We start from the raw sequence: 17,663 nt of genomic DNA, 5'->3' as shown, positions 1-17,663 counted from the left end.
GGGGACCCGTGGCGTTTCCTATCCTGGCACTTACGCATCAAGCGTTCGATGGCGCAAGCGGCGCCAGGCCGCGGATGATATCCGAAGCTTTCTCTCCGATCATTATCGCGGTTGCGTTGGTATTGCCCGAAATCAGTGTCGGCATGACGGAGTTGTCCACAACGCGCAGATTGCGCAGGCCGTGCACGCGAAGCTCCGGATCGACGACCGACATCGCGTCGCGCCCCATCCGGCAGGTGCCGACCGGATGATAGACCGTCTTGCCCTTGGAGCGGATATAGGCGCCGAGCGCCGCATCGTCGTCCACCGCCTTACCGGGATAGGCCTCGCCATCCTCCACGAAATCGGCGAAGGAGGGCTGCGCCAGAATGCTGCGGGCGAGCTTCAGCGCCTTGACGGAAAGCCGCATGTCCTCCGGCGCCGTCAGGTAACGCGGGTCGACGATCGGATGGGCGGCCGGATCGGTGGATTTCAGCCGGATTTCGCCGCGGCTCTCCGGCCTGAGCACGCAGGGGTTCACGGTGGCGCCCGCGCGTTTGACCTGCTCCTGGTCGCTGTCCATGAAGACGATCGGCACGAAATGCATCTGGATGTTCGGCTCGGCGTCCATGTCGTCGACATTCATGAAGGCGCAGGCCTCCGTGACATTCGACATGACCGGTCCCGACTTGAAGAGCAGGTATTGCAGCCCGTTTTTCACGGAGCGGAAAAAACTGTCCTCGCCGTAATAACCGTAACGGCCGGTGCAGAAGCGGATGGCGGGGAATTCGAGGTGATCCTGAAGGTTCTGGCCGACGCCTTCCAACCGGTGTTTGACGGCGATGCCGTGCCGGTTCAGTTCCGCTTCGGGGCCGATGCCTGAGAGCATCAGCAGCTTCGGCGTCTGAACCGCGCCGCCGGAGAGGATGACCTCCTTGTCGGCCAGGGCCGTCTCGACCTTGCCGTTTCGGACATATTCGACGCCGCGGGCGCGGTCACCCTCGAAGAGGATGCGGGTGACGAGGCAGCCGGTGCGGATTTCGAGGTTGCCGGTTTTCATGGCCGGGCGCATGTAGCCGACGGCGGCACTGCACCGGCGGCCGTTGCGGGTGGTGGTCTGGTTGAAGCCGACGCCGCGCTGGCGCGTGCCGTTGAAATCCGGCGTGTAGGGAATGCCGGCTTCCTGGGCGGCGCGCACGAAGGCGCGCGTCAGGTCGGTCACCTGGCGGAGGTCTGAGACGCCGAGCGGGCCACCGATGCCGTGATAGGCGTCGGACAGCCGGTCATTGTCTTCCGCCCGGCGGAAATAAGGGAGCACGTCGCTATAGGCCCAGCCATCGGCGCCGAGGCGCGCCCAGTCGTCATAGTCGCGGCGCTGGCCGCGAATGTAGATGGCGGCATTGACCGAACCCCCGCCGCCGAGCACCGCGCCCTGCGGCATCACGGGCGCGCGGCCGTTCAGCGCTGGCTGCGCTTCGGTCTTGTAGTGATAGAGAAGATCCGAATCGAGCAGCTTCACGAAGCCCGCCGGAATGTGGATCAACGGATTGCTGTCGCGGGGGCCTGCCTCGATCACCAGCACCTTTCCCGCATCGCCGAGCGCCAGCCGGCCGGCCAGCGCGCTGCCCGCCGAACCGCCGCCCACAACAATATAATCCGCCATCGCTTCCTCCCGGGATTTCATGATAATATATGATATATCTATTGATCTCGGGCAGGATCGTCAATGTGTCTTGGCACGGCCCGTCTGCTGTCGCGGTCATCGCGCGCCCAGCACGCGATCTTCGAGTTCGGCCATGGAGGAGAGCCACCGCACACTCTCCGGCGGTGCACTGTGGCTGTGCGGCACGAAGACTGTCTCGATGCCGGCGGCAAGGGCTGCATCCGCGCCGCTGCCGCTGTCCTCGACGATCAGGCATTCGTGCGGTTCGACGCCGAGCAGGTAGGCGGCCCGGAAGTAACCTTCCGGGTGGGGCTTGCCGAGCAGGACATCGTTGCGCGCGACGGTGACGAGCCCGGGGCGGACCAGGCCGGCGGCCCGGAGGTTCACGTCGACGATGGCGCGGTCGCTGTTGGAGACGATAGCCTGCCGGATGCCGGCCGCCGCGAGGCGGTGCCAGGTCGCCACGGCGTCGTCGTAGCCCCTCAGTCTTTCCGCTGCGCGAAAATAGTGGTGGTGCTTGCGGCACTCCCATTCCAGCGGATCGGCCTGCAAGCCGAAGTCCCGGGCGATGATCGCGTAGATCTCGTCGGCCGAGCGTCCGACGACCCGCGCCTTGAGGTCCGCGGGCGGCGGCAGGCCGGCCTCCTGCATGGCGCATGCCAGCGCCTCGACCGCGATGTCCTCGCTATCCACGAGGGTGCCGTCCATGTCCCACAAGACTGCTCTAATCATGTTGTCGCTTTCCAATGCCAATTTTTGGCTTCCGGGGGGAGGCCGCCTCGCAAGACTGCATAAAGGCGCGCGCACGGGATTTCTCTCGATCGCCAGCGCAAAAAATAAAAATCATTTTTTTTGATGTTGCACAATAACGAATTTCATTCTATCTGTTGGTCACGGTAGGAAATTCGATGGGAGGGGAACATGGGTTTGACCGGAGCGGAGATGGTGGGGCGGATTGCTGCGGCGCGCATCCTGCCCGTCGTCGTGCTGGAGCGAGCCGAAGATGCCGTTCCTTTGGCGCGTGCTCTGGTCGACGGCGGCTTGCCCGTCGCCGAGGTGACGTTTCGTACGGCGGCAGCGGCGGAATCGCTGCGCCGCATCCGCGCCGAGGTTCCAGACATGCTGCTCGGCGCCGGCACTGTTTTGACGGCCGAGCAGCTCGACATGGCGACAGAGGCTGGCGCGCAATTCATCGTCACGCCGGGTTTCAATCCGGCCATCGTCACGGCGGCGCAGGCACTCGGCCTGCCGATCGTGCCCGGCATCAACAACCCGACCGGCGTCGAGCAGGCCATGTCCTTCGGGCTGGAGGCCGTCAAATTCTTTCCCGCCGAGCCGAGTGGCGGCGTGCCCTTCCTCAAGGCGCTGACGGGGCCTTATCCGGCCATGCGCTTCGTGCCGACGGGCGGCATCGGGGCTGCGAACCTTGCGAATTACCTCGCGCTTCCCGCCGTGCTCGCCTGCGGCGGTTCCTGGATGGTGGACGCAAAACTCATCCGGGAAGGGCGCTTTGACGAGATTTCTCGGCTCACGGCGGAGGCGGTCGCTCTCGCCCGCACGGCCTGAAACGGTTTCAGCGAAAATCTGGACACGCCTCGATCGGGGCACAAAACGGAGGTTCCAATGCCCAGCAATACCCTGTCGGAGGGACTGTCCCTCAAAGGGAAATCCTGCATCATCACCGGTGCAGCATCCGGGATCGGCGAAGCCGTTGCCCGCATCTATGCCCAGAACGGCGCAAAGGTCGCCATGATCGATTTCGACCGGGAGCGCCTGACGCGCATCGCCGGCGAGATCGAGGCCGATGGCGGCACGGTGCTGCCGATCTATGCCGATGTCTGCGAGGAGGAGACGGTTCGCGCCTTCTTCAAACAGGTCAACGACACGTTTGGGTCGGTCGATGTGGTGGTCAACTCCGCCGGCCGCGATAGCCTCGCCCCGCCGGTCACCCGCGTGACGCTGGAAGAGTGGAACAAGACGATCGGCCCGAACCTGACCGCCGTCTTCCTCTGCTGCCGCGAAGCCTTCCTCTATATGGAAAAGCAGGCTGAAGGCGGGCGTATCATCAATATGGGCTCTTCCTCGACCCGCGTCGCCTCCGGCCCCGGCCACAGCCCCTACCGCGCCTCCAAGCACGGCATGCTGGGTTTTTCGAAGAACATCCTGCTCGAAGGCAAGGACAAGAAGATCGGCGTCACCGTTCTGAACCCCAGCCACGTCAAGACGCCGATGACCGAGATCATCGACAAGGGCCTCTACGACGGCGACCTCGAAGCCTATGTCGACGGCTGGCTCGACGAGAAGGAAATCAAGGAAGGCATCCATGCCTCCTGCATCGACGTCGACAACGTCGCCTGGCTCGCGCTTTACGTCGCGACCCGCACGCCCGACGTCACTATCCCGACCATTTCGCTCTATCCCACCCACAAGGCGCACCGCTACGGGATGGAGGTGTAAGCCGATGAAGGCCGCCGTGTATCAGGGCAGGGGCCGGATCGCGCTCGAAGAGCGCCCGCGCCCCGTGCCGCAGGACGACGAGGTTCTGATCCGCGTCTTCGCAGCCTCGATCTGCGGCACGGACCTGAAGGTCATCCGCGGCGGCCATTTTCGTGTCGGGGAAAACGACACGCGCGTCCTCGGCCATGAGCTTGCCGGCGAAATCGTCGAGGTCGGCCGGCATGTCGGGCATTGGAAGAAGGGACAGCGGGTGTCCGCGGTGCCGAATATCGGCTGCGGCCATTGCGAAATGTGCCGCCGCGGGCTCAACAATATGTGCCCCGATTACGAGGCCTTCGGCATCGATATCGACGGCGGCTTCCAGCAACATATGGTTGTCACCGCCAAGGCACTCTACGGCGGTAACCTCTTCGAGATCCCCGCCGGCATGAGCTACGAGGAGGCTTCGCTCGTCGAACCGCTGTCCTGTTGCTTCAATGCCTGGAAGGACCTTGTGGTGACGCCCGAGGACCGCGTCCTCATTCTCGGCACCGGGCCGATCGCCGGCCTGTTCCTGCAACTGGCGAAAGCCTATGGCGCAAGGCAGGTCATCGTCGTCGGCCGGAGGGCGGAACGGCTCGAAGAGATCGCGCCGCAGGGCGCGACGGACACGGTGGATTCGAGCCGCGTCGACGTGGTGGAGGAGGTGCTGCGCCTGACGGGTGGCCGCGGCGCAGATGTCGCGCTCACCTGCGCACCAGCGCCGGAACTGCAAATCCAGGCGATGGCCTGCCTCGCGCGTCTCGGCCGCATGAACTTCTTCTCCGGCCTCAACAAGGGCACCAAGGTCGAACTCGATACCAACAAGGTGCACTATTGGGGCCTGAAGCTGTTGGGCTCGACCGGGTCGAGCGTCGAGGATTATGCCCGGGCGCTGAAACTGGTGGAGACCGGCAAGATCCGCGTCACCGATATCGTTACCCATCGCTTCGGCATGGCGGATGCGGTCGTCGCCTTCGACCATGCGCTTTCGGGCAAGGGCATGAAGACCATCATCTATCCTCAGGAGGAGAGCCTGCGATGAAGGCCGCCGTTTTGCATGCGCCGGGAGATCTGCGCGTCGAGGATGTGCCGGTGCCGGACATCGGCCCGGACGAGGTTCTTATCGAGGTGAAGGCCGCCGGCATCTGCGGCTCGGATATCGGCCGCGTCATGGTGACGGGCACCTATCGTTTTCCCACCATTCCGGGCCACGAATTCGCCGGCCGGGTGGAGCGGGTCGGCGCCGCCGTCTCCCATCTGAAAGCAGGCGACCGCGTGGCTGTCGCGCCGCTGATGCCGTGCCGAAAATGCCAATGGTGCGAGGCGGGAAAATTCCAGCTCTGCGACGATTACGATTTCGTCGGCTCGCGCAGCGACGGCGCCTTTGCGCAATATCTCTGCGCGCCGGCCACCAACGTGCTGAAGGTGCCGGACAACGTATCCTACGAGGTCGCCGCGACGATCGAACCGGCTGCCATCATCCTGCATGGCATCCACAAGCTCGATCTTAAGCTCGGCGATGCGGTGGCAGTGGTCGGCTGCGGCGCACTCGGCTATTTTGCCCTGCAGTTCGCCCGGCTTTCCGGCGCCCGCCCGCTGATCGCCATCGATGTCGACGACGACAAGCTGGAGCTGGCGAAGAGCATCGGCGCCGATCTCTGCCTCAATCCGACGCACGACGATGTCATCGCCCGCGTCCGCGAGGCGACCGGCGGGCGCGGGGTTGCCGTGTCGCTGGAATGCGCGGGCTCCGCGCCCGGGCGGGACCTTTCCATCATGGTCGCGGCCAAGCAGGGCGCGGTCATGCTCTACGGCACGGCCTATGGCGACGTCACCTTCGCGGAAAAGGCTTTTGCGAAGATCGTGCGCGAGGAATTGCAGGTGGTCGGCTCGTGGAATTCCTATTCCCTGCCGTTCCCCGGCAAGGAATGGTTTGACATCATCGGATTGCTTGGCGACGGCCGGTTGACGGTCGAGCCGCTGATTACCCACCGGGCGACGCTTGAGGAGGCGCCGTCCATTTTCAAGGCACTGAAGGACCGCAGCTTCGGCAGGTATCACAAGATCCTGTTCAAGCCGAACGATTGACGATGCGGGGGAGGAAGACATGGTTGAGCGTTATGTCATGGCACTGGACGAGGGAACGTCCAGTGCGAGGGCCATCCTTTTCGATCGGGGCGGCAACATCGTCTCGCTCGCGCAGCGCGAGTTCCGCCAGATCTATCCGCGGCCCGGCTGGGTGGAGCACGATGCCAACGAGATCTGGGCCACCCAGCTCTCCGTCGCCCGTGAGGTGATGCAGAATATCGGCATCTCCGCCGCCGAGATCGCCGCGATCGGCATCACCAACCAGCGCGAGACCTGCCTCATCTGGGACCGCAAGACCGGCGTGCCGCTGCACCACGCCCTCGTCTGGCAGGACCGCCGCACCGCCGGCATCTGCGACCAGCTGAAGGCGCGCGGGCTCGAACCCTATGTGAAGGAGAATACCGGCCTCGTCATCGACGCCTATTTCTCCGGCACCAAGCTCGCCTGGCTGCTCGACAACACGCCCGGTGCCCGCCGTCGCGCCGAACGCGGCGAACTGGCCGCCGGCACCATCGACACCTGGCTGATCTGGAACCTCACCGGCGGTCGCGCCCATGTGACGGACGCCTCCAACGCCTCGCGCACGCTGCTGTTCAACATCCGCACCGGCGACTGGGACGAGCGCCTGCTTGCCGAAATCAACGTGCCCCGCGCGATCCTGCCCGACGTGCGCGATTCCTCCGATGTCTATGGCATGACCGACCCCGATCTCTTCGGCGGCGAAATCCCCGTTGCCTCCTCGATCGGCGACCAGCAGGGCGCGCTTTTCGGCCAGTCCTGCTTCCACACCGGCATGGTCAAGGCGACCTACGGCACCGGCGGCACGCTGCTGATGAACACCGGCAGCCAGATCCGCACCTCCGACAACGGCCTGCTGACAACGGTCGCCTGGCGGCTCGGCGGAAAGCTCGAATATGCGCTGGAGGGCACGCTGTTTTCCGTCGGCTCGGTGGTGCAGTGGCTGCGCGACGAGCTGAAGATCATCCACAGCGCCTCCGAAACAGAAGCGGCGGCGATGGATGTGCCGGATACCAACGGCGTCTACATCGTGCCGGCCTTCACCGGCCTGTCCGCGCCGTTCTGGGATCAATATGCCCGCGGCACCATCGTCGGCATCACCCGCGGCGCCAACCGCAACCATCTCATCCGTGCCTCGCTGGAATCCATGGCCTATCAGATCCGCGATGTCATCGACCGCATGGAGGCCGATTCCGGCATCGCGCTCGCCGAACTGAAGGTGGATGGCGGCGCGGCGATGAACAATTTCGTCCTGCAATTCCAGGCCGACCAGCTTGGCGTGCGCGTGCTGCGCCCCAAGGTCATCGACACGACCGCGCGGGGTGCGGCTTTCCTCGCCGGCCTTGCCGTCGGCTACTGGAAGGACCAGGCCGAACTTCACACCGCCTTCGCCCTCGACAAGGCGTTCGAGCCGACCGTCGAACGCGCGATCGCCGACACGCTCTATCGCGGCTGGTGCCGCACCGTGGACCGGTCGCGCGACTGGGCCGAACACGACTAGGAAACGTTCGTCATGACCTACACACCAGCAAGCCTGCGCACGATGTATTTCATCGGCGTGACCACCGGGAAATCCTCGATCATGAAGGTCTTTCCGGCCTGGTCGGCGCATCTCGGCCTGGACGCCGAAATGAAGGGCATCGACTTCGTGCCGAATTCGGAACCATCAGCCTATCGCCGTGCGGTGGAATTCATCAAAAGCGATCCGCTGTCACTCGGCGCACTGGTGACCACCCACAAGGTCAACCTGCTCAAGGCCTCGCGCGACCTCTTCGACGACCTCGACCCCTATGCCGAAACCCTGCACGAGATCAGCTCGATCTCCAAGCGGGGCGGGCGTCTCGCCGGCCATGCCAAGGACCCCATCACTGCCGGCGCGAGTTTTGAGGCTATCGCCCCGGAAGGGCATTGGGCCAGGACGGGCGGGACACTCTGCATCCTCGGCGCCGGCGGCTCCTCGCTTGCCCTCTCGCTCTACCTGCACAACAAGAATCGGGCAGGCGGCGACACGCCGCAGCGTATCGTCGTGACGGCGCGGCGCGAGGCCTCACTGGCCGAGATGCGTCACGTTCACGAAGAAATCGGCTTTGCCATCCCCATTGATTACCGCTTTGCGCCGACGCCTGTGGAAGCCGACGCGGTGGTGGCTGACATGCCGCCGGGCTCCATGGTGGTCAACGCCACTGGCCTCGGCAAGGACGGGCCGGGCTCGCCGCTGACGGACGCGGTCAAATTCCCGCAGGACGGGCTCGTCTGGGAATTCAACTATCGCGGCGACCTCGTCTTCCTCGACCAGGCGCGCGCGGCAGCCCGGGACCGCAACCTCACGGTCCACGATGGATGGGTCTACTTCATCCACGGCTGGACCCGCGTCATCGCGGAAGTTTTCGACATCGACATCCCCATGTCCGGGCCGGCCTTCGACGAACTGAGCCGCATCGCCCGCGACGCCACCGCCTGAAAGGAACAGGACATGACCGTTTTGCCAAGCCTGCATGAGTTCAACCTCAACAACGGCCTTAGCTCCACCCGTGAGCCGATCCGCCGCACGCTCTCCAAGATGAAGGGCATGTTCCACGACGAGGCGGCCTTCGACGCGCAGCTCGCCAGGAGCGACAGCCTGCTCTACGAATTCTACGACATGGGCGTGCCTGACAGCGAGAAGGACGTCGCCTACGGCACATCGATCACCTATCCCGGCAAGGTGGGCGACGAGTACCACATGACCAAGGGCCATTTTCACACCGTCATCGACACGGCAGAAGTCTATTACTGCCTGCGCGGCCACGGCTACATGATGATGGAGACGCCGGAAGGCGAGACGCAATGGCTGGAGTTCCTGCCCGGCAAGGCCGTTTACGTGCCCGGCCGCTGGGCGCACCGCTCGATCAACGTGCACCCGACCGAACCGCTGGTCACCTTCTTCGCCTTTCCGGGCAACGCCGGCCACGACTATGGCACGATCGAGAGCAAGGGTTTTCGCAAGCTGATGGTCGAGCGCGACGGCAAACCGACCGTCATCGACAATCCCCGTTGGAACGGCTGAGCGGAAGAGGCCGATGACCGGTAAGATCGCCGTCACCCCTCGCTCGCTCTCAGGCGCGGGCCATCCCGTTCTGTCGCGGCTCGTGGAGCAGGGTTTTGAAATCGTCTATCCCGCGCCGGGCAAGATGCCGTCGGAGGAGGACCTGCTTCGCAGTATTCCGGGTTGTGTCGGCTGGCTTGCCGGCGTCGAGCCGATCAGCCTGCGCGTGCTCGATGCGGCAAGCGGCCTCCGGGTCATCAGCCGTAACGGCACAGGCGTCGACAATATCGACATTTTCGAAGCCGAGGCGCGGGGGATCACCGTAGAGCGGGCGACCGGGGCGAATGCCCGCGGCGTGGCGGAACTTGCCATCGGCCTGCTGCTCGCCGCCTCGCGCCATATCCCCTGGTCGCACCAGCATCTGAGCAAGGGGGAATGGCGCCGGCGCATCGGCTGCGAGGTGAAGGGGCGCACGCTCGCTGTCATCGGCTGCGGCGCGATCGGCCGGGAGGTCGCCGACATGGCGCTCGGCCTCGGCATGGAGGTGGTCGGCTACGATCCCTATCCGAATGCGGGCTTCGTGCAGCCGGGTTTTCGCTATGTCGGCCTGGAGGAGGCGCTTTGCGGCGCGGATGCCGTGAGCTTCCATTGCCCGCCCGGCGAAAGGCCCATGCTCGATGCAGCGATGTTTTCGCGCATGCGCAAGGGCGTCATCGTCGTCAACACGGCGCGCGCCGAACTCATCGACGACGGCGCCATGCTGGCGGCGCTCGAAAGCGGGCAGGTTTCCACGCTGGCGACCGACGTCTTCCACCAGGAGCCGCCCTCGGCCTCCGCACTGCTCAGCCACGAGCGGGTCATCCTCACCCCCCATGCCGGCGGTTTCACCGAGGAGAGTGTCGACCGTGCTACCAGCGTCGCCGTCGACAATCTGCTGAAGAACCTGGTGTGCCCATGAGCATCCTGGAGACCCGCCCCCTTGCCAGTGTCGATCGCCTTGAACCGGGCGAGGGCGCAGCGCTGGCCTGGCTGGGGCAGGCGGGTTTCCTGATCGCTCAGGGCGGATTGCGCATCGTCATCGATGCCTATCTTTCGGATTTTCTTGCGGAAAAATACCGCGGTACGCGTTTCCCGCATACTCGGATGACGCCCCCGGTCATCGCGCCGGCTGAGCTCACCGGCATCGATTGGCTGCTCTGCACCCATGGCCACACGGACCACATGGACCCAGGCACCATCCCGGCCCTGCTGGCCGCCAATCCCGCTGCCCGCGTCCTCGCCCCGCGGGCGGGATGGGCACACGCCATCGAACGCGGCGTGCCGGAGCACCGGCTCGTGCTGATCGATACCGGGGAAAGCGTCGATCTAGGCGGCGTGCTGGTCACCGCCACGCCTGCGGCGCACGAGGATCTGCGCAAGACGGAGTACGGCCATCTGTTTCTCGGTTACGTGCTCACCGGCGGCGGCGTCACCCTCTGGCATTCCGGCGATACAATCCCGTTTCCCGGTCTGGCCGAATGGCTGATGCCGTTCCGCGTCGATCTTGCTTTGCTACCGGTCAATGGCCGCGATGCGGAACGGGCGGCAAACGGCGTGCCCGGCAATCTCACGCTGGAAGAAGCGGTGGCGCTTGCCGACGAAATCGGCGCGCGCGCCATGCTCGGCCACCATTTTGGGCTTTTCGATTTTAACACGCTTGATCCCGTGGATGGCGCACGGCGTCTGGCCACCCTCTCGCCGCAGGCGGAAGTGAGCCTCGTCGAGGCGGGCACGGCGTATCACGTTGCACCGGTCGCCCGTCCGCCGCTTTCGGTGCTGATCGTCTGCCGCGGCAATATCTGCCGCTCGCCGACCGCCGACGGCATCCTGCGGGCCGCCTTGCCGGAGCATCGCATCGACAGCGCGGCCATCATGGATTGGAACGTCGGCAAGCCGCCGCATGGCGAAACGACCGCGGTGGCCGCGGCGCGGGGCGTCCGTCTCGACACGCTTGTGGCGCGCCAGATCCGAGAGACAGACTTCGAGGAATTCGACTTGATCCTCGGCATGGACGACCACAACATGGCGGCGATCCACGCCTTGCGGCCCGCGACAGGCCGGGCGCGGATCGGACGGCTCGGCGCGTTCGCGGAGCCCGGCGAGGAAACCAGCATTATCGACCCGTGGGGCGAACCCCGCGCGACCTTCGAGGCCGTCTTCGACCAGATCAAGACGGCTTGCGACAGGCTTGCGCAATTCGCTCGCGCGGGCAGCACGACAAACAGGGAGAGGAAATAGAACATGGATTTCGGGATCAACGGCAAGATTGCCATCGTCACCGGCGGCGCCACGGGCATCGGCTATGCCATCGCCAAGACATTTCATGACGAGGGCGCCGTCGTCGTCATCAACGGCCGCGACCAGGCCAAGCTCGACAAGGCCTGCGCCTCGATCGGTCCGCGCGCGCACGGCGTCGTCGCCGACCTGTTGACAGCGGAGGGCGCGACACGGCTTGCGGATTTCGCCGGCAAGCTCGGCCCGATCTCCTTCCTCGTCAACAATATCGGCGTCTTCGACGTCAACGATTTCTTCGAGGTCAGCGACGAGCGCTGGCGGGAATATTTCGAGCACAACCTGATGACGGCGATCCGCATCTCGCGCATCGTGCTGAAGGACATGCTGGCGCGCAACGACGGCAGCATCGTCTTCATCTCCTCCGAAGCGGCGATCCGCTCCATCGGCAACATGATCCCCTATTCGACGACGAAGACGGCGATGCTCGGCCTCAGCCGCTCGCTCGCCGAATTGACGCGCGGCACGAATGTGCGAGTGAACAGCTACATGCCCGGCAGCACCGCGACGGAATCGGTGGAGACCTATTTCGCCGATCTCGCCGCCCAGCAGGGCAAGACCGTGGAACAGGCGCTCGCCGATTTCTACCGCGACGTCCAACCGTCCAACCTCACGCAGAAACTGATCGACCCGGCGATGCACGGGCGCGGCGTCGTGCAGCTGATGACGAACAACGCGATGAACGGCGTCTGCCACCGCGCCGACGGCGGCACCATCCGTTCGATCTTCGGCTGAGGAACACGACATGAGCGGAAAACTCGGCATTCACAGCCTGGTCTTCACCGATGACTGGTCGCCCGCAGCAGCAGAGGCGAGCTGCCGCGCCGCCGCCGAAATCGGTTTCGAGCTGATCGAGGTGCTGCTGTTCGATCCGGCCGCGCTCGACATTCCGTTGACCAGGCGGGTGGCGCGGGAGGCGGGGCTGGACCTCCGCCTCGGCATGGCGCTCGGGCCGGATACCGATATCGCCTCCAACGATCCGGAGGTGGCGCGCCGCGGTGAAGCCAGCGTCGCCCGCTGCCTGGAGATCGCCGCGGAACTGGAGGCACCGGCCGTCTCCGGCATCACCTATGCCGCCTTCGCCAATTATGCGGCGCCGGCAACAAAAGCCCAGCGCGCGCAGGTCGCGGCAAGCCTTGCCCGCCTCGATCGGCGCGCCGGCGAACTCGGCGTGCGCCTCGGCCTCGAACCGGTCAACCGCTACGAGAGCTACCTCGTCAACACGCTGGACGAGGCGGCCGACCTGATCCGCGCCTCCGGCGGCTCGAACCTCTTCATCCACATGGACACGTTCCATATGAACATCGAGGAGGGGGATATCGCGGCCGCCATCCACCGCAATGCCGCGCTGCTCGGCTACGCCCATGTCGCCGACAGCAACCGCGGCCTGCTCGGCGGCGGGCATTTTGACGTGCTCGGCTATTGCCGTGCGCTCGAATCTGCCGGCTATCGCGGCGACCTCACCGTGGAGGCGTTTTCCTCCAAAATGCTCGGCGAAGGGCTGGTCGGCGGCGTGCGGCTGTGGCGGGAGGCGTGGCAGGATTCGCTCGTCGCGGCGCGGGCGGCCTATGATGTCTTGCGCGTGGCGCGGGAAAGTGCGCGGGCCGGGTGCACTGTCTGGTAACAAAAAGGAATTTCATTTTCCCCTCGTTGCAAGCTATAGAATTGCGACGATGCAACGGGAGTGATGGTCCGATGGACAGTTCAGCGGACAACAGGCAATCCATCCTCATGCGGATCCGCTGGAAGGCGGGCTACATGAACCCGGCCTTGCGCCGCATCGCGGACCGGGTGCTGAAAGCGCCGGAAGAGATCAAGTCGATCTCCATCAAGGATCTCGCTCTGCAATGCGACGTCTCGGAATCGACCGTCACCCGCTTCGTGCGCGAGATCGAGGTTCCGAGTTTCCAGCAGTTCAAGATCCTCATCGCCGAGGAATTGTCGCAGGGCACCGCAACGGCCCAGCCGCCCTCCGAACGCCACGTCTATGAGGACATCACCGCCGAAGACGACGTCGGCTCCGTGCTGTCGAAGGTCGCCGCCCGTTATGCGATGACGGTCTCCGACACGCGGGCGGGGCTCGCCGAGAGCGAACTGGAGCGCGCGGTTGCGGCGATCGAGGAGGCGGACGTGCTCGGCTTCTTCGCCATGGGCGCATCATTGATCTGCGTGGAAAACGCGTTGCTGCGCTTCATGCGGGTGGGCAAGCGCTGCCTGTTCTTCCGCGACCTCGGCATCCGCCAGATTTCCACCTCGACGCTCGGGCCGAAATCGCTCGCCATCGGCGTCTCCAATTCCGGACGCACCATCTCGACGGTCGACAGTCTCCAGCAGGCGAAATTGCAGGGCGCGACGACGCTTGCCATCACCTCTTTCCCGGATTCGCCGATCGTCCGCCACGCCGACATCTGCCTCTTCACGCCGACCATCACCGGCGTCGTCGGCCCGGGCGAGTACCACGAATCCATGGTGTCGAAGATCGCCCAGCTCCAGGTCATCGACGTGCTCTACTCGCTCTATGCGGTGCGCAATTTCGGCCGCGCCATCGAGGGCCTGGAAAAGACCTCCGACGTCACCGCCCTTACCCGTTACTGAAGGAAATCCGATGTCCGACACCGCATTTGCCGAGCGGCTGAAGCCGCGCCTGGCCGTTGCCGAACGCGCCGCGCGCGAAGCCGGCCGCCTGCTGCTTGCCCATTACGGCCGCCGCGATGGGCTCGCCATCGAGCAGAAGGGGCTGAACGATTTTGTCTCCAATGCCGACCGCGAGGCGGAAGACGCGATCGCCGCCATCCTCACGCCGGCCTTCCCAGAGGATGGGTTTCTGGGCGAGGAGACGGGTGCCTCCGCCATCGAAGGCGCCGAGTTTGTCTGGTGCGTCGATCCGCTCGACGGCACCACGAATTTTCTGAAGGGCGCGCATAACTGGTGCGTGTCCATCGGCCTCTGGTCGAAGGGTGCGCCGGTTCTCGGCGTGATCTATGACCCGCTGCGCGACGAGCTTTTTGCCGGCGCCGAAGGTATTCCATCCACCGTCAACGGCGTGCCGATCGCGGTCAGCACCATCGACAGCATCGACCGCACACGGCTCGGCATCGGCCATAACCACCGTGTTCCGCCGGCCGTCTTTGCCGCCGATGCCGAGCGCCTCCTGTCGGCCGGCGGCAGTTTTTCGCAGGTCGGCGCGGGTGCGCTCATGCTGGCCTATGTGTCGGCCGGACGGGTGGATGGCTATTTCGAGCGCCACATGTGGGCCTGGGATGCGGTTGCCGGTCTTGCCCTCATCAAGGCGGCCGGCGGACGTTGTGCGCCCTATCCGTCCGACGAGACACCGCTTGCCGCAGGCGGCCTCGTGCTGGCGAGCGGGACGGGCCTGTTCGGCGCGCTTTCCGACCTCTTCGCCATTGCCTGAAGGCAGTCTTCCGATAATCCGAAGACCGGCTCTCTTCTCCCCATGGTATTGATCCGACTGGCTTTTCAAGCCAGCCACGGCGCTCTTGCGCCTTCGGATCGATGGGAGAGACTTCATGAAGGAAGGAATGTTTGTCTTTGATGCGGCGGTGCATTGCCAGGATTTCAGCGATGGCCAGATCAAGGACGGAAGCGATGGCAGGCGGGTGCGCATCCTGCGCGAACAGCTGACCGGGTTCATCAACCTGACGGGTCGCCGCGGGCCGCCGCCGGAACCGGAAACCTTTTCCGACCCGGATCTCGACTGGGGCGTCGACATGCTGTTCGGCAAGGCCGACACGGACATGGCCTGCGCCTGTTCGGTGCCACTGTTTTCCCACTGGCGCGCCGGCCTCGGCCCCGTCGAACTCAGCCATGCGCTTGCCCAGAAGGATCCGGCTCGCATCGTGCTGACCGGCGGCGTCGATCCGGTCTATCACGGCCTCGGCCCGGCGCTGAAGGAGATGGAGCGGCAGGTGCACGAACTCGGTGCCGTCAGCTTCAAGTTCTACCAGTACCAGTCGCGCGGTTGTGCCTGGCGCGCCGACGACCGGGACATCGCCTATCCGCTCTGGGAAAAGGCGATGGAGCTCGGCATCAAGATGGTGCAGTTCCACAAGGGTTTTCCGCTGGAACTCGGCCCGGTCGAAGCCTTCAAGCCGAACGATCTGCAATATGCGGCGGCCGATTTCCCGGAGCTGAATTTCGGCATCCACCACCTCGGCGATCCCTATGTCGACGAGACCATTTCCATCGCCAGCCGCTTCGAGAATGTCTATCTGATCCTGCCGCTCTGGTTCAACCAGTACTACCTGCAGCCCTACAAGATGCTGCAGCGCCTCGGCGAAGCGCTGCTCTATGTCGGCTCGGACCGCATCTGCTACGGCTCGGAAGCGTTCATCTGGCCGCATGTGCAGACCTATATCGACACGCTCGCCAACCTCGTCATGCCCGATGAGCTTCAGGATAAATACGGTTATCCCGAAATCACTCGCGAGATGAAGGAGAACATTCTTGGCAAGGCCTTTGCCCGCGGCATGGGCATCGATCTGGAAGCCAAGAAGCGCGAACTGGGGCTCGTCTGATGATCGATCCTTACGCTCTTGAAGCCGCGCTCGATCGGGCGCGGCCGCTCGTCCTCGGCCATGGTGGCGATATCGAGATCACCGATGTGACCGGGGAGGGCGTCGTGCATGTCGCCCTCTCCGGCGCTTGCCGCGCGTGCCCGAACCTCGCCATGACCTTCGTCGGCCCTGTTCGCAGCTATCTCATGGCGGTTCCCGGCGTGTCGGAGGTTCGCTGCGAGCAGGTGAAGGCCGGGCCACGTGCGCTGTCGCGGCTGGCGAACCTGCTGCACGCGCATCCTTACCCCGTCGCCTGATCGCAGAATTCATCCATGCAGAAAAGCCCGGAGGATTGGATCCTCCGGGCTCTTTCGTGCGCGCGTTTTATTGATCAGGGAATGATCCGCTCGGCGCGCAGCCGGTCGAAGACGTCGATGAAGGACTGTTCGGTGTCCTGGAAATCGGAGAAACCGAGCGCGCGGCTTTTCGCCATGGAGTGCAGGCATTCCATCGGGCGGCCGAGGTCGAGGTCGGTGTGCCACGGCGAGGCGAGGCGATCGAGCGGGTTCGGCTGCAAGCCGTGTTCTGCGACGAGGGCCTCCCATTGCGGGCCGAGCGTGCGCATGCGTTCCGTCAGCGAGTTGTATTCACCGGGATAGGTGGCTTCCACGCCAAAATAATCTGCGATGCGCTGCCACAGCTGCTCCCAGCGGAAGACGTCGCCGTTGGTGGCGTTGAAGGCTTCGTTGCGGGCATTGGGCTCGGTGGAGGCCCAGACGATGTGTTTTGCGAGCAGGCGCGCATCGGTGATGTCGTTGATGCCGTGATAGGCGGTCGGCGTGCCGGGAAAGACGAAGGGCGCGCCGGTCGCCTTGCAGATCGAGGCATAGGTGGCGAGCGTCGCACCGATGTTCATGAGGTTGCCGACGGCATAGCCGATGATCGTGTGCGAGCGGTGTACCGACCAGCCGAAACCATGGCGTGCGGCATAATCCATCGCGATGTCTTCCAGCTCGTAATAGAAATTCTTCTTTTCCAGCCGTGGGGCATCTTCGCGGAAGGGTGTGACGGGCGTCACCTTGCCGTAGTCCTCGAAGGGGCCGAGATAGTGCTTGGTTCCAGTGACGACCGCGACGTGCTCGACGGTGCCCGCCGCCGCCAAGCCGTCCAGCAGGGTGCGCAGCATGCCGCCGTTCAGGCGGATGTTTTCGTCCTCGTTGCGGCCGAGCGTCCATGTGCAATAATAGACATGGGTGGGCCTGAGCTCGCCGAGCGTTTTGAGCGCCGCCTCGCGGTCGAGAAGGTCGACGGCGATCGAGCGCATGTAGGATGTGCCGGCTGGCGGACGGCGGCTGAGCCCGGTGATCTCCCAACCGCCGCTGTCGTGCAGGTGTTCGGCCACATTGAGCCCGACAATGCCGGTGGCGCCGGCGATGAGTGCCCGCTTCTGATACATGCTGATGTCTCCTCCATAATGTTCGACCTCGTGTCTGTCATTTCTCGCTTGTGCCAAAAAGCGGAGCACTGGCATAAGTGAGGTGACAAAGGTTCATGAATGGAGGCGGGT

General features: G+C 64.6%; 18 protein-coding genes. 15 read left to right on the top strand and 3 right to left on the bottom strand.

Annotation, left to right across the window (positions count from 1 at the left end; translation table 11 throughout):
• Positions 1-37: 37 nt before the first annotated feature.
• Positions 38-1,642, bottom strand: coding sequence for a GMC family oxidoreductase (locus AC1Q6Z_RS07940; RefSeq protein WP_492647346.1), 1,605 nt, complete (start codon positions 1,640-1,642; stop codon positions 38-40).
• 96 nt (positions 1,643-1,738) lie between these two features.
• Positions 1,739-2,374 carry an HAD family hydrolase gene (locus AC1Q6Z_RS07935; RefSeq protein WP_492647345.1) on the bottom strand — a complete coding sequence of 212 codons (636 nt, stop codon included), beginning with the start codon at positions 2,372-2,374 and terminating at the stop codon, positions 1,739-1,741.
• A 189-nt stretch (positions 2,375-2,563) separates the two neighbouring features.
• On the opposite strand from AC1Q6Z_RS07935, the gene AC1Q6Z_RS07930 reads away from it, so the two are divergent.
• From AC1Q6Z_RS07930 to AC1Q6Z_RS07860, 15 genes are all read left to right on the top strand, one after another.
• The gene (locus AC1Q6Z_RS07930) at positions 2,564-3,208 is read left to right on the top strand and encodes a bifunctional 4-hydroxy-2-oxoglutarate aldolase/2-dehydro-3-deoxy-phosphogluconate aldolase (RefSeq protein ID WP_492647344.1); all 645 of its coding nucleotides are present in this window, start codon (positions 2,564-2,566) and stop codon (positions 3,206-3,208) included.
• A gap of 57 nt (positions 3,209-3,265) precedes the next feature.
• Positions 3,266-4,099 carry an SDR family oxidoreductase gene (locus tag AC1Q6Z_RS07925; protein WP_439622193.1) on the top strand — a complete coding sequence of 278 codons (834 nt, stop codon included), beginning with the start codon at positions 3,266-3,268 and terminating at the stop codon, positions 4,097-4,099.
• A gap of 4 nt (positions 4,100-4,103) precedes the next feature.
• Positions 4,104-5,162 carry a zinc-dependent dehydrogenase gene (locus AC1Q6Z_RS07920; protein WP_492647343.1) on the top strand — a complete coding sequence of 353 codons (1,059 nt, stop codon included), beginning with the start codon at positions 4,104-4,106 and terminating at the stop codon, positions 5,160-5,162.
• A complete protein-coding gene (locus AC1Q6Z_RS07915; RefSeq protein WP_492647342.1) occupies positions 5,159-6,208 on the top strand; it encodes a galactitol-1-phosphate 5-dehydrogenase in 1,050 nt (349 codons plus the stop codon). The genes AC1Q6Z_RS07920 and AC1Q6Z_RS07915 overlap by 4 nt, the downstream gene beginning before the upstream one ends.
• 19 nt (positions 6,209-6,227) lie before the next feature.
• Positions 6,228-7,727: a glycerol kinase GlpK gene (glpK, locus tag AC1Q6Z_RS07910; protein WP_439615171.1), complete on the top strand. Its 1,500-nt coding sequence runs from the start codon at positions 6,228-6,230 to the stop codon at positions 7,725-7,727.
• Between the two features lie 12 nt (positions 7,728-7,739).
• A complete protein-coding gene (locus AC1Q6Z_RS07905; protein ID WP_492647341.1) occupies positions 7,740-8,687 on the top strand; it encodes a shikimate dehydrogenase family protein in 948 nt (315 codons plus the stop codon).
• A gap of 12 nt (positions 8,688-8,699) precedes the next feature.
• Positions 8,700-9,272, top strand: coding sequence for a glucose-6-phosphate isomerase (locus tag AC1Q6Z_RS07900; protein ID WP_492647340.1), 573 nt, complete (start codon positions 8,700-8,702; stop codon positions 9,270-9,272).
• A 13-nt stretch (positions 9,273-9,285) separates the two neighbouring features.
• The gene (locus AC1Q6Z_RS07895) at positions 9,286-10,209 is read left to right on the top strand and encodes a phosphoglycerate dehydrogenase (RefSeq protein WP_492647339.1); all 924 of its coding nucleotides are present in this window, start codon (positions 9,286-9,288) and stop codon (positions 10,207-10,209) included.
• A complete protein-coding gene (locus AC1Q6Z_RS07890; RefSeq protein ID WP_492647338.1) occupies positions 10,206-11,528 on the top strand; it encodes an arsenate reductase/protein-tyrosine-phosphatase family protein in 1,323 nt (440 codons plus the stop codon). Before AC1Q6Z_RS07895 ends, AC1Q6Z_RS07890 begins: the two co-directional genes overlap by 4 nt.
• A gap of 3 nt (positions 11,529-11,531) precedes the next feature.
• On the top strand, positions 11,532-12,317 hold the full coding sequence (locus AC1Q6Z_RS07885) for an SDR family NAD(P)-dependent oxidoreductase (protein WP_439615167.1): 786 nt from the start codon (positions 11,532-11,534) through the stop codon (positions 12,315-12,317).
• Between the two features lie 10 nt (positions 12,318-12,327).
• Complete coding sequence (locus tag AC1Q6Z_RS07880; RefSeq protein WP_492647337.1) at positions 12,328-13,206, top strand: sugar phosphate isomerase/epimerase family protein; 879 nt, start codon at positions 12,328-12,330, stop codon at positions 13,204-13,206.
• A 71-nt stretch (positions 13,207-13,277) separates the two neighbouring features.
• Positions 13,278-14,177, top strand: coding sequence for a MurR/RpiR family transcriptional regulator (locus AC1Q6Z_RS07875; protein WP_256114539.1), 900 nt, complete (start codon positions 13,278-13,280; stop codon positions 14,175-14,177).
• Positions 14,178-14,187: 10 nt separating this feature from the next.
• A complete protein-coding gene (locus AC1Q6Z_RS07870) occupies positions 14,188-14,994 on the top strand; it encodes an inositol monophosphatase family protein (RefSeq protein ID WP_492647336.1) in 807 nt (268 codons plus the stop codon).
• Between the two features lie 115 nt (positions 14,995-15,109).
• Positions 15,110-16,117, top strand: a complete 1,008-nt coding sequence (locus AC1Q6Z_RS07865) for an amidohydrolase family protein (RefSeq protein WP_492647335.1) — start codon at positions 15,110-15,112, stop codon at positions 16,115-16,117.
• Entirely contained in the window at positions 16,117-16,413 is a 297-nt protein-coding gene (locus AC1Q6Z_RS07860; RefSeq protein ID WP_492647334.1) for a NifU family protein, read from the top strand. The genes AC1Q6Z_RS07865 and AC1Q6Z_RS07860 overlap by 1 nt, the downstream gene beginning before the upstream one ends.
• Positions 16,414-16,487: 74 nt before the next feature.
• On the opposite strand, the gene AC1Q6Z_RS07855 is transcribed toward AC1Q6Z_RS07860, so the two are convergent.
• Complete coding sequence (locus tag AC1Q6Z_RS07855; protein ID WP_492647333.1) at positions 16,488-17,552, bottom strand: SDR family oxidoreductase; 1,065 nt, start codon at positions 17,550-17,552, stop codon at positions 16,488-16,490.
• Between the last annotated feature and the right edge of the window lie 111 nt (positions 17,553-17,663).

The organism is Shinella sp. GW835-FHT14H05, from assembly GCF_058793575.1.
The sequence above is the reverse complement of the archived record's forward strand: the minus strand, read 5'-3'. Positions and strand labels throughout refer to the sequence as shown.

Excerpts from the sequence above, each read along its gene's own strand:
- AC1Q6Z_RS07940 (WP_492647346.1), bottom strand. The coding sequence starts at position 1,642 with ATGGCGGATTATATTGTTGTGGGCGGCGGTTCGGCGGGCAGCGCGCTG.
- AC1Q6Z_RS07935 (WP_492647345.1), bottom strand. The coding sequence starts at position 2,374 with ATGATTAGAGCAGTCTTGTGGGACATGGACGGCACCCTCGTGGATAGC.
- AC1Q6Z_RS07930 (WP_492647344.1), top strand. The coding sequence starts at position 2,564 with ATGGGTTTGACCGGAGCGGAGATGGTGGGGCGGATTGCTGCGGCGCGC.
- AC1Q6Z_RS07925 (WP_439622193.1), top strand. The coding sequence starts at position 3,266 with ATGCCCAGCAATACCCTGTCGGAGGGACTGTCCCTCAAAGGGAAATCC.
- AC1Q6Z_RS07920 (WP_492647343.1), top strand. The coding sequence starts at position 4,104 with ATGAAGGCCGCCGTGTATCAGGGCAGGGGCCGGATCGCGCTCGAAGAG.
- AC1Q6Z_RS07915 (WP_492647342.1), top strand. The coding sequence starts at position 5,159 with ATGAAGGCCGCCGTTTTGCATGCGCCGGGAGATCTGCGCGTCGAGGAT.
- glpK (WP_439615171.1), top strand. The coding sequence starts at position 6,228 with ATGGTTGAGCGTTATGTCATGGCACTGGACGAGGGAACGTCCAGTGCG.
- AC1Q6Z_RS07905 (WP_492647341.1), top strand. The coding sequence starts at position 7,740 with ATGACCTACACACCAGCAAGCCTGCGCACGATGTATTTCATCGGCGTG.
- AC1Q6Z_RS07900 (WP_492647340.1), top strand. The coding sequence starts at position 8,700 with ATGACCGTTTTGCCAAGCCTGCATGAGTTCAACCTCAACAACGGCCTT.
- AC1Q6Z_RS07895 (WP_492647339.1), top strand. The coding sequence starts at position 9,286 with ATGACCGGTAAGATCGCCGTCACCCCTCGCTCGCTCTCAGGCGCGGGC.
- AC1Q6Z_RS07890 (WP_492647338.1), top strand. The coding sequence starts at position 10,206 with ATGAGCATCCTGGAGACCCGCCCCCTTGCCAGTGTCGATCGCCTTGAA.
- AC1Q6Z_RS07885 (WP_439615167.1), top strand. The coding sequence starts at position 11,532 with ATGGATTTCGGGATCAACGGCAAGATTGCCATCGTCACCGGCGGCGCC.
- AC1Q6Z_RS07880 (WP_492647337.1), top strand. The coding sequence starts at position 12,328 with ATGAGCGGAAAACTCGGCATTCACAGCCTGGTCTTCACCGATGACTGG.
- AC1Q6Z_RS07875 (WP_256114539.1), top strand. The coding sequence starts at position 13,278 with ATGGACAGTTCAGCGGACAACAGGCAATCCATCCTCATGCGGATCCGC.
- AC1Q6Z_RS07870 (WP_492647336.1), top strand. The coding sequence starts at position 14,188 with ATGTCCGACACCGCATTTGCCGAGCGGCTGAAGCCGCGCCTGGCCGTT.
- AC1Q6Z_RS07865 (WP_492647335.1), top strand. The coding sequence starts at position 15,110 with ATGAAGGAAGGAATGTTTGTCTTTGATGCGGCGGTGCATTGCCAGGAT.
- AC1Q6Z_RS07860 (WP_492647334.1), top strand. The coding sequence starts at position 16,117 with ATGATCGATCCTTACGCTCTTGAAGCCGCGCTCGATCGGGCGCGGCCG.
- AC1Q6Z_RS07855 (WP_492647333.1), bottom strand. The coding sequence starts at position 17,552 with ATGTATCAGAAGCGGGCACTCATCGCCGGCGCCACCGGCATTGTCGGG.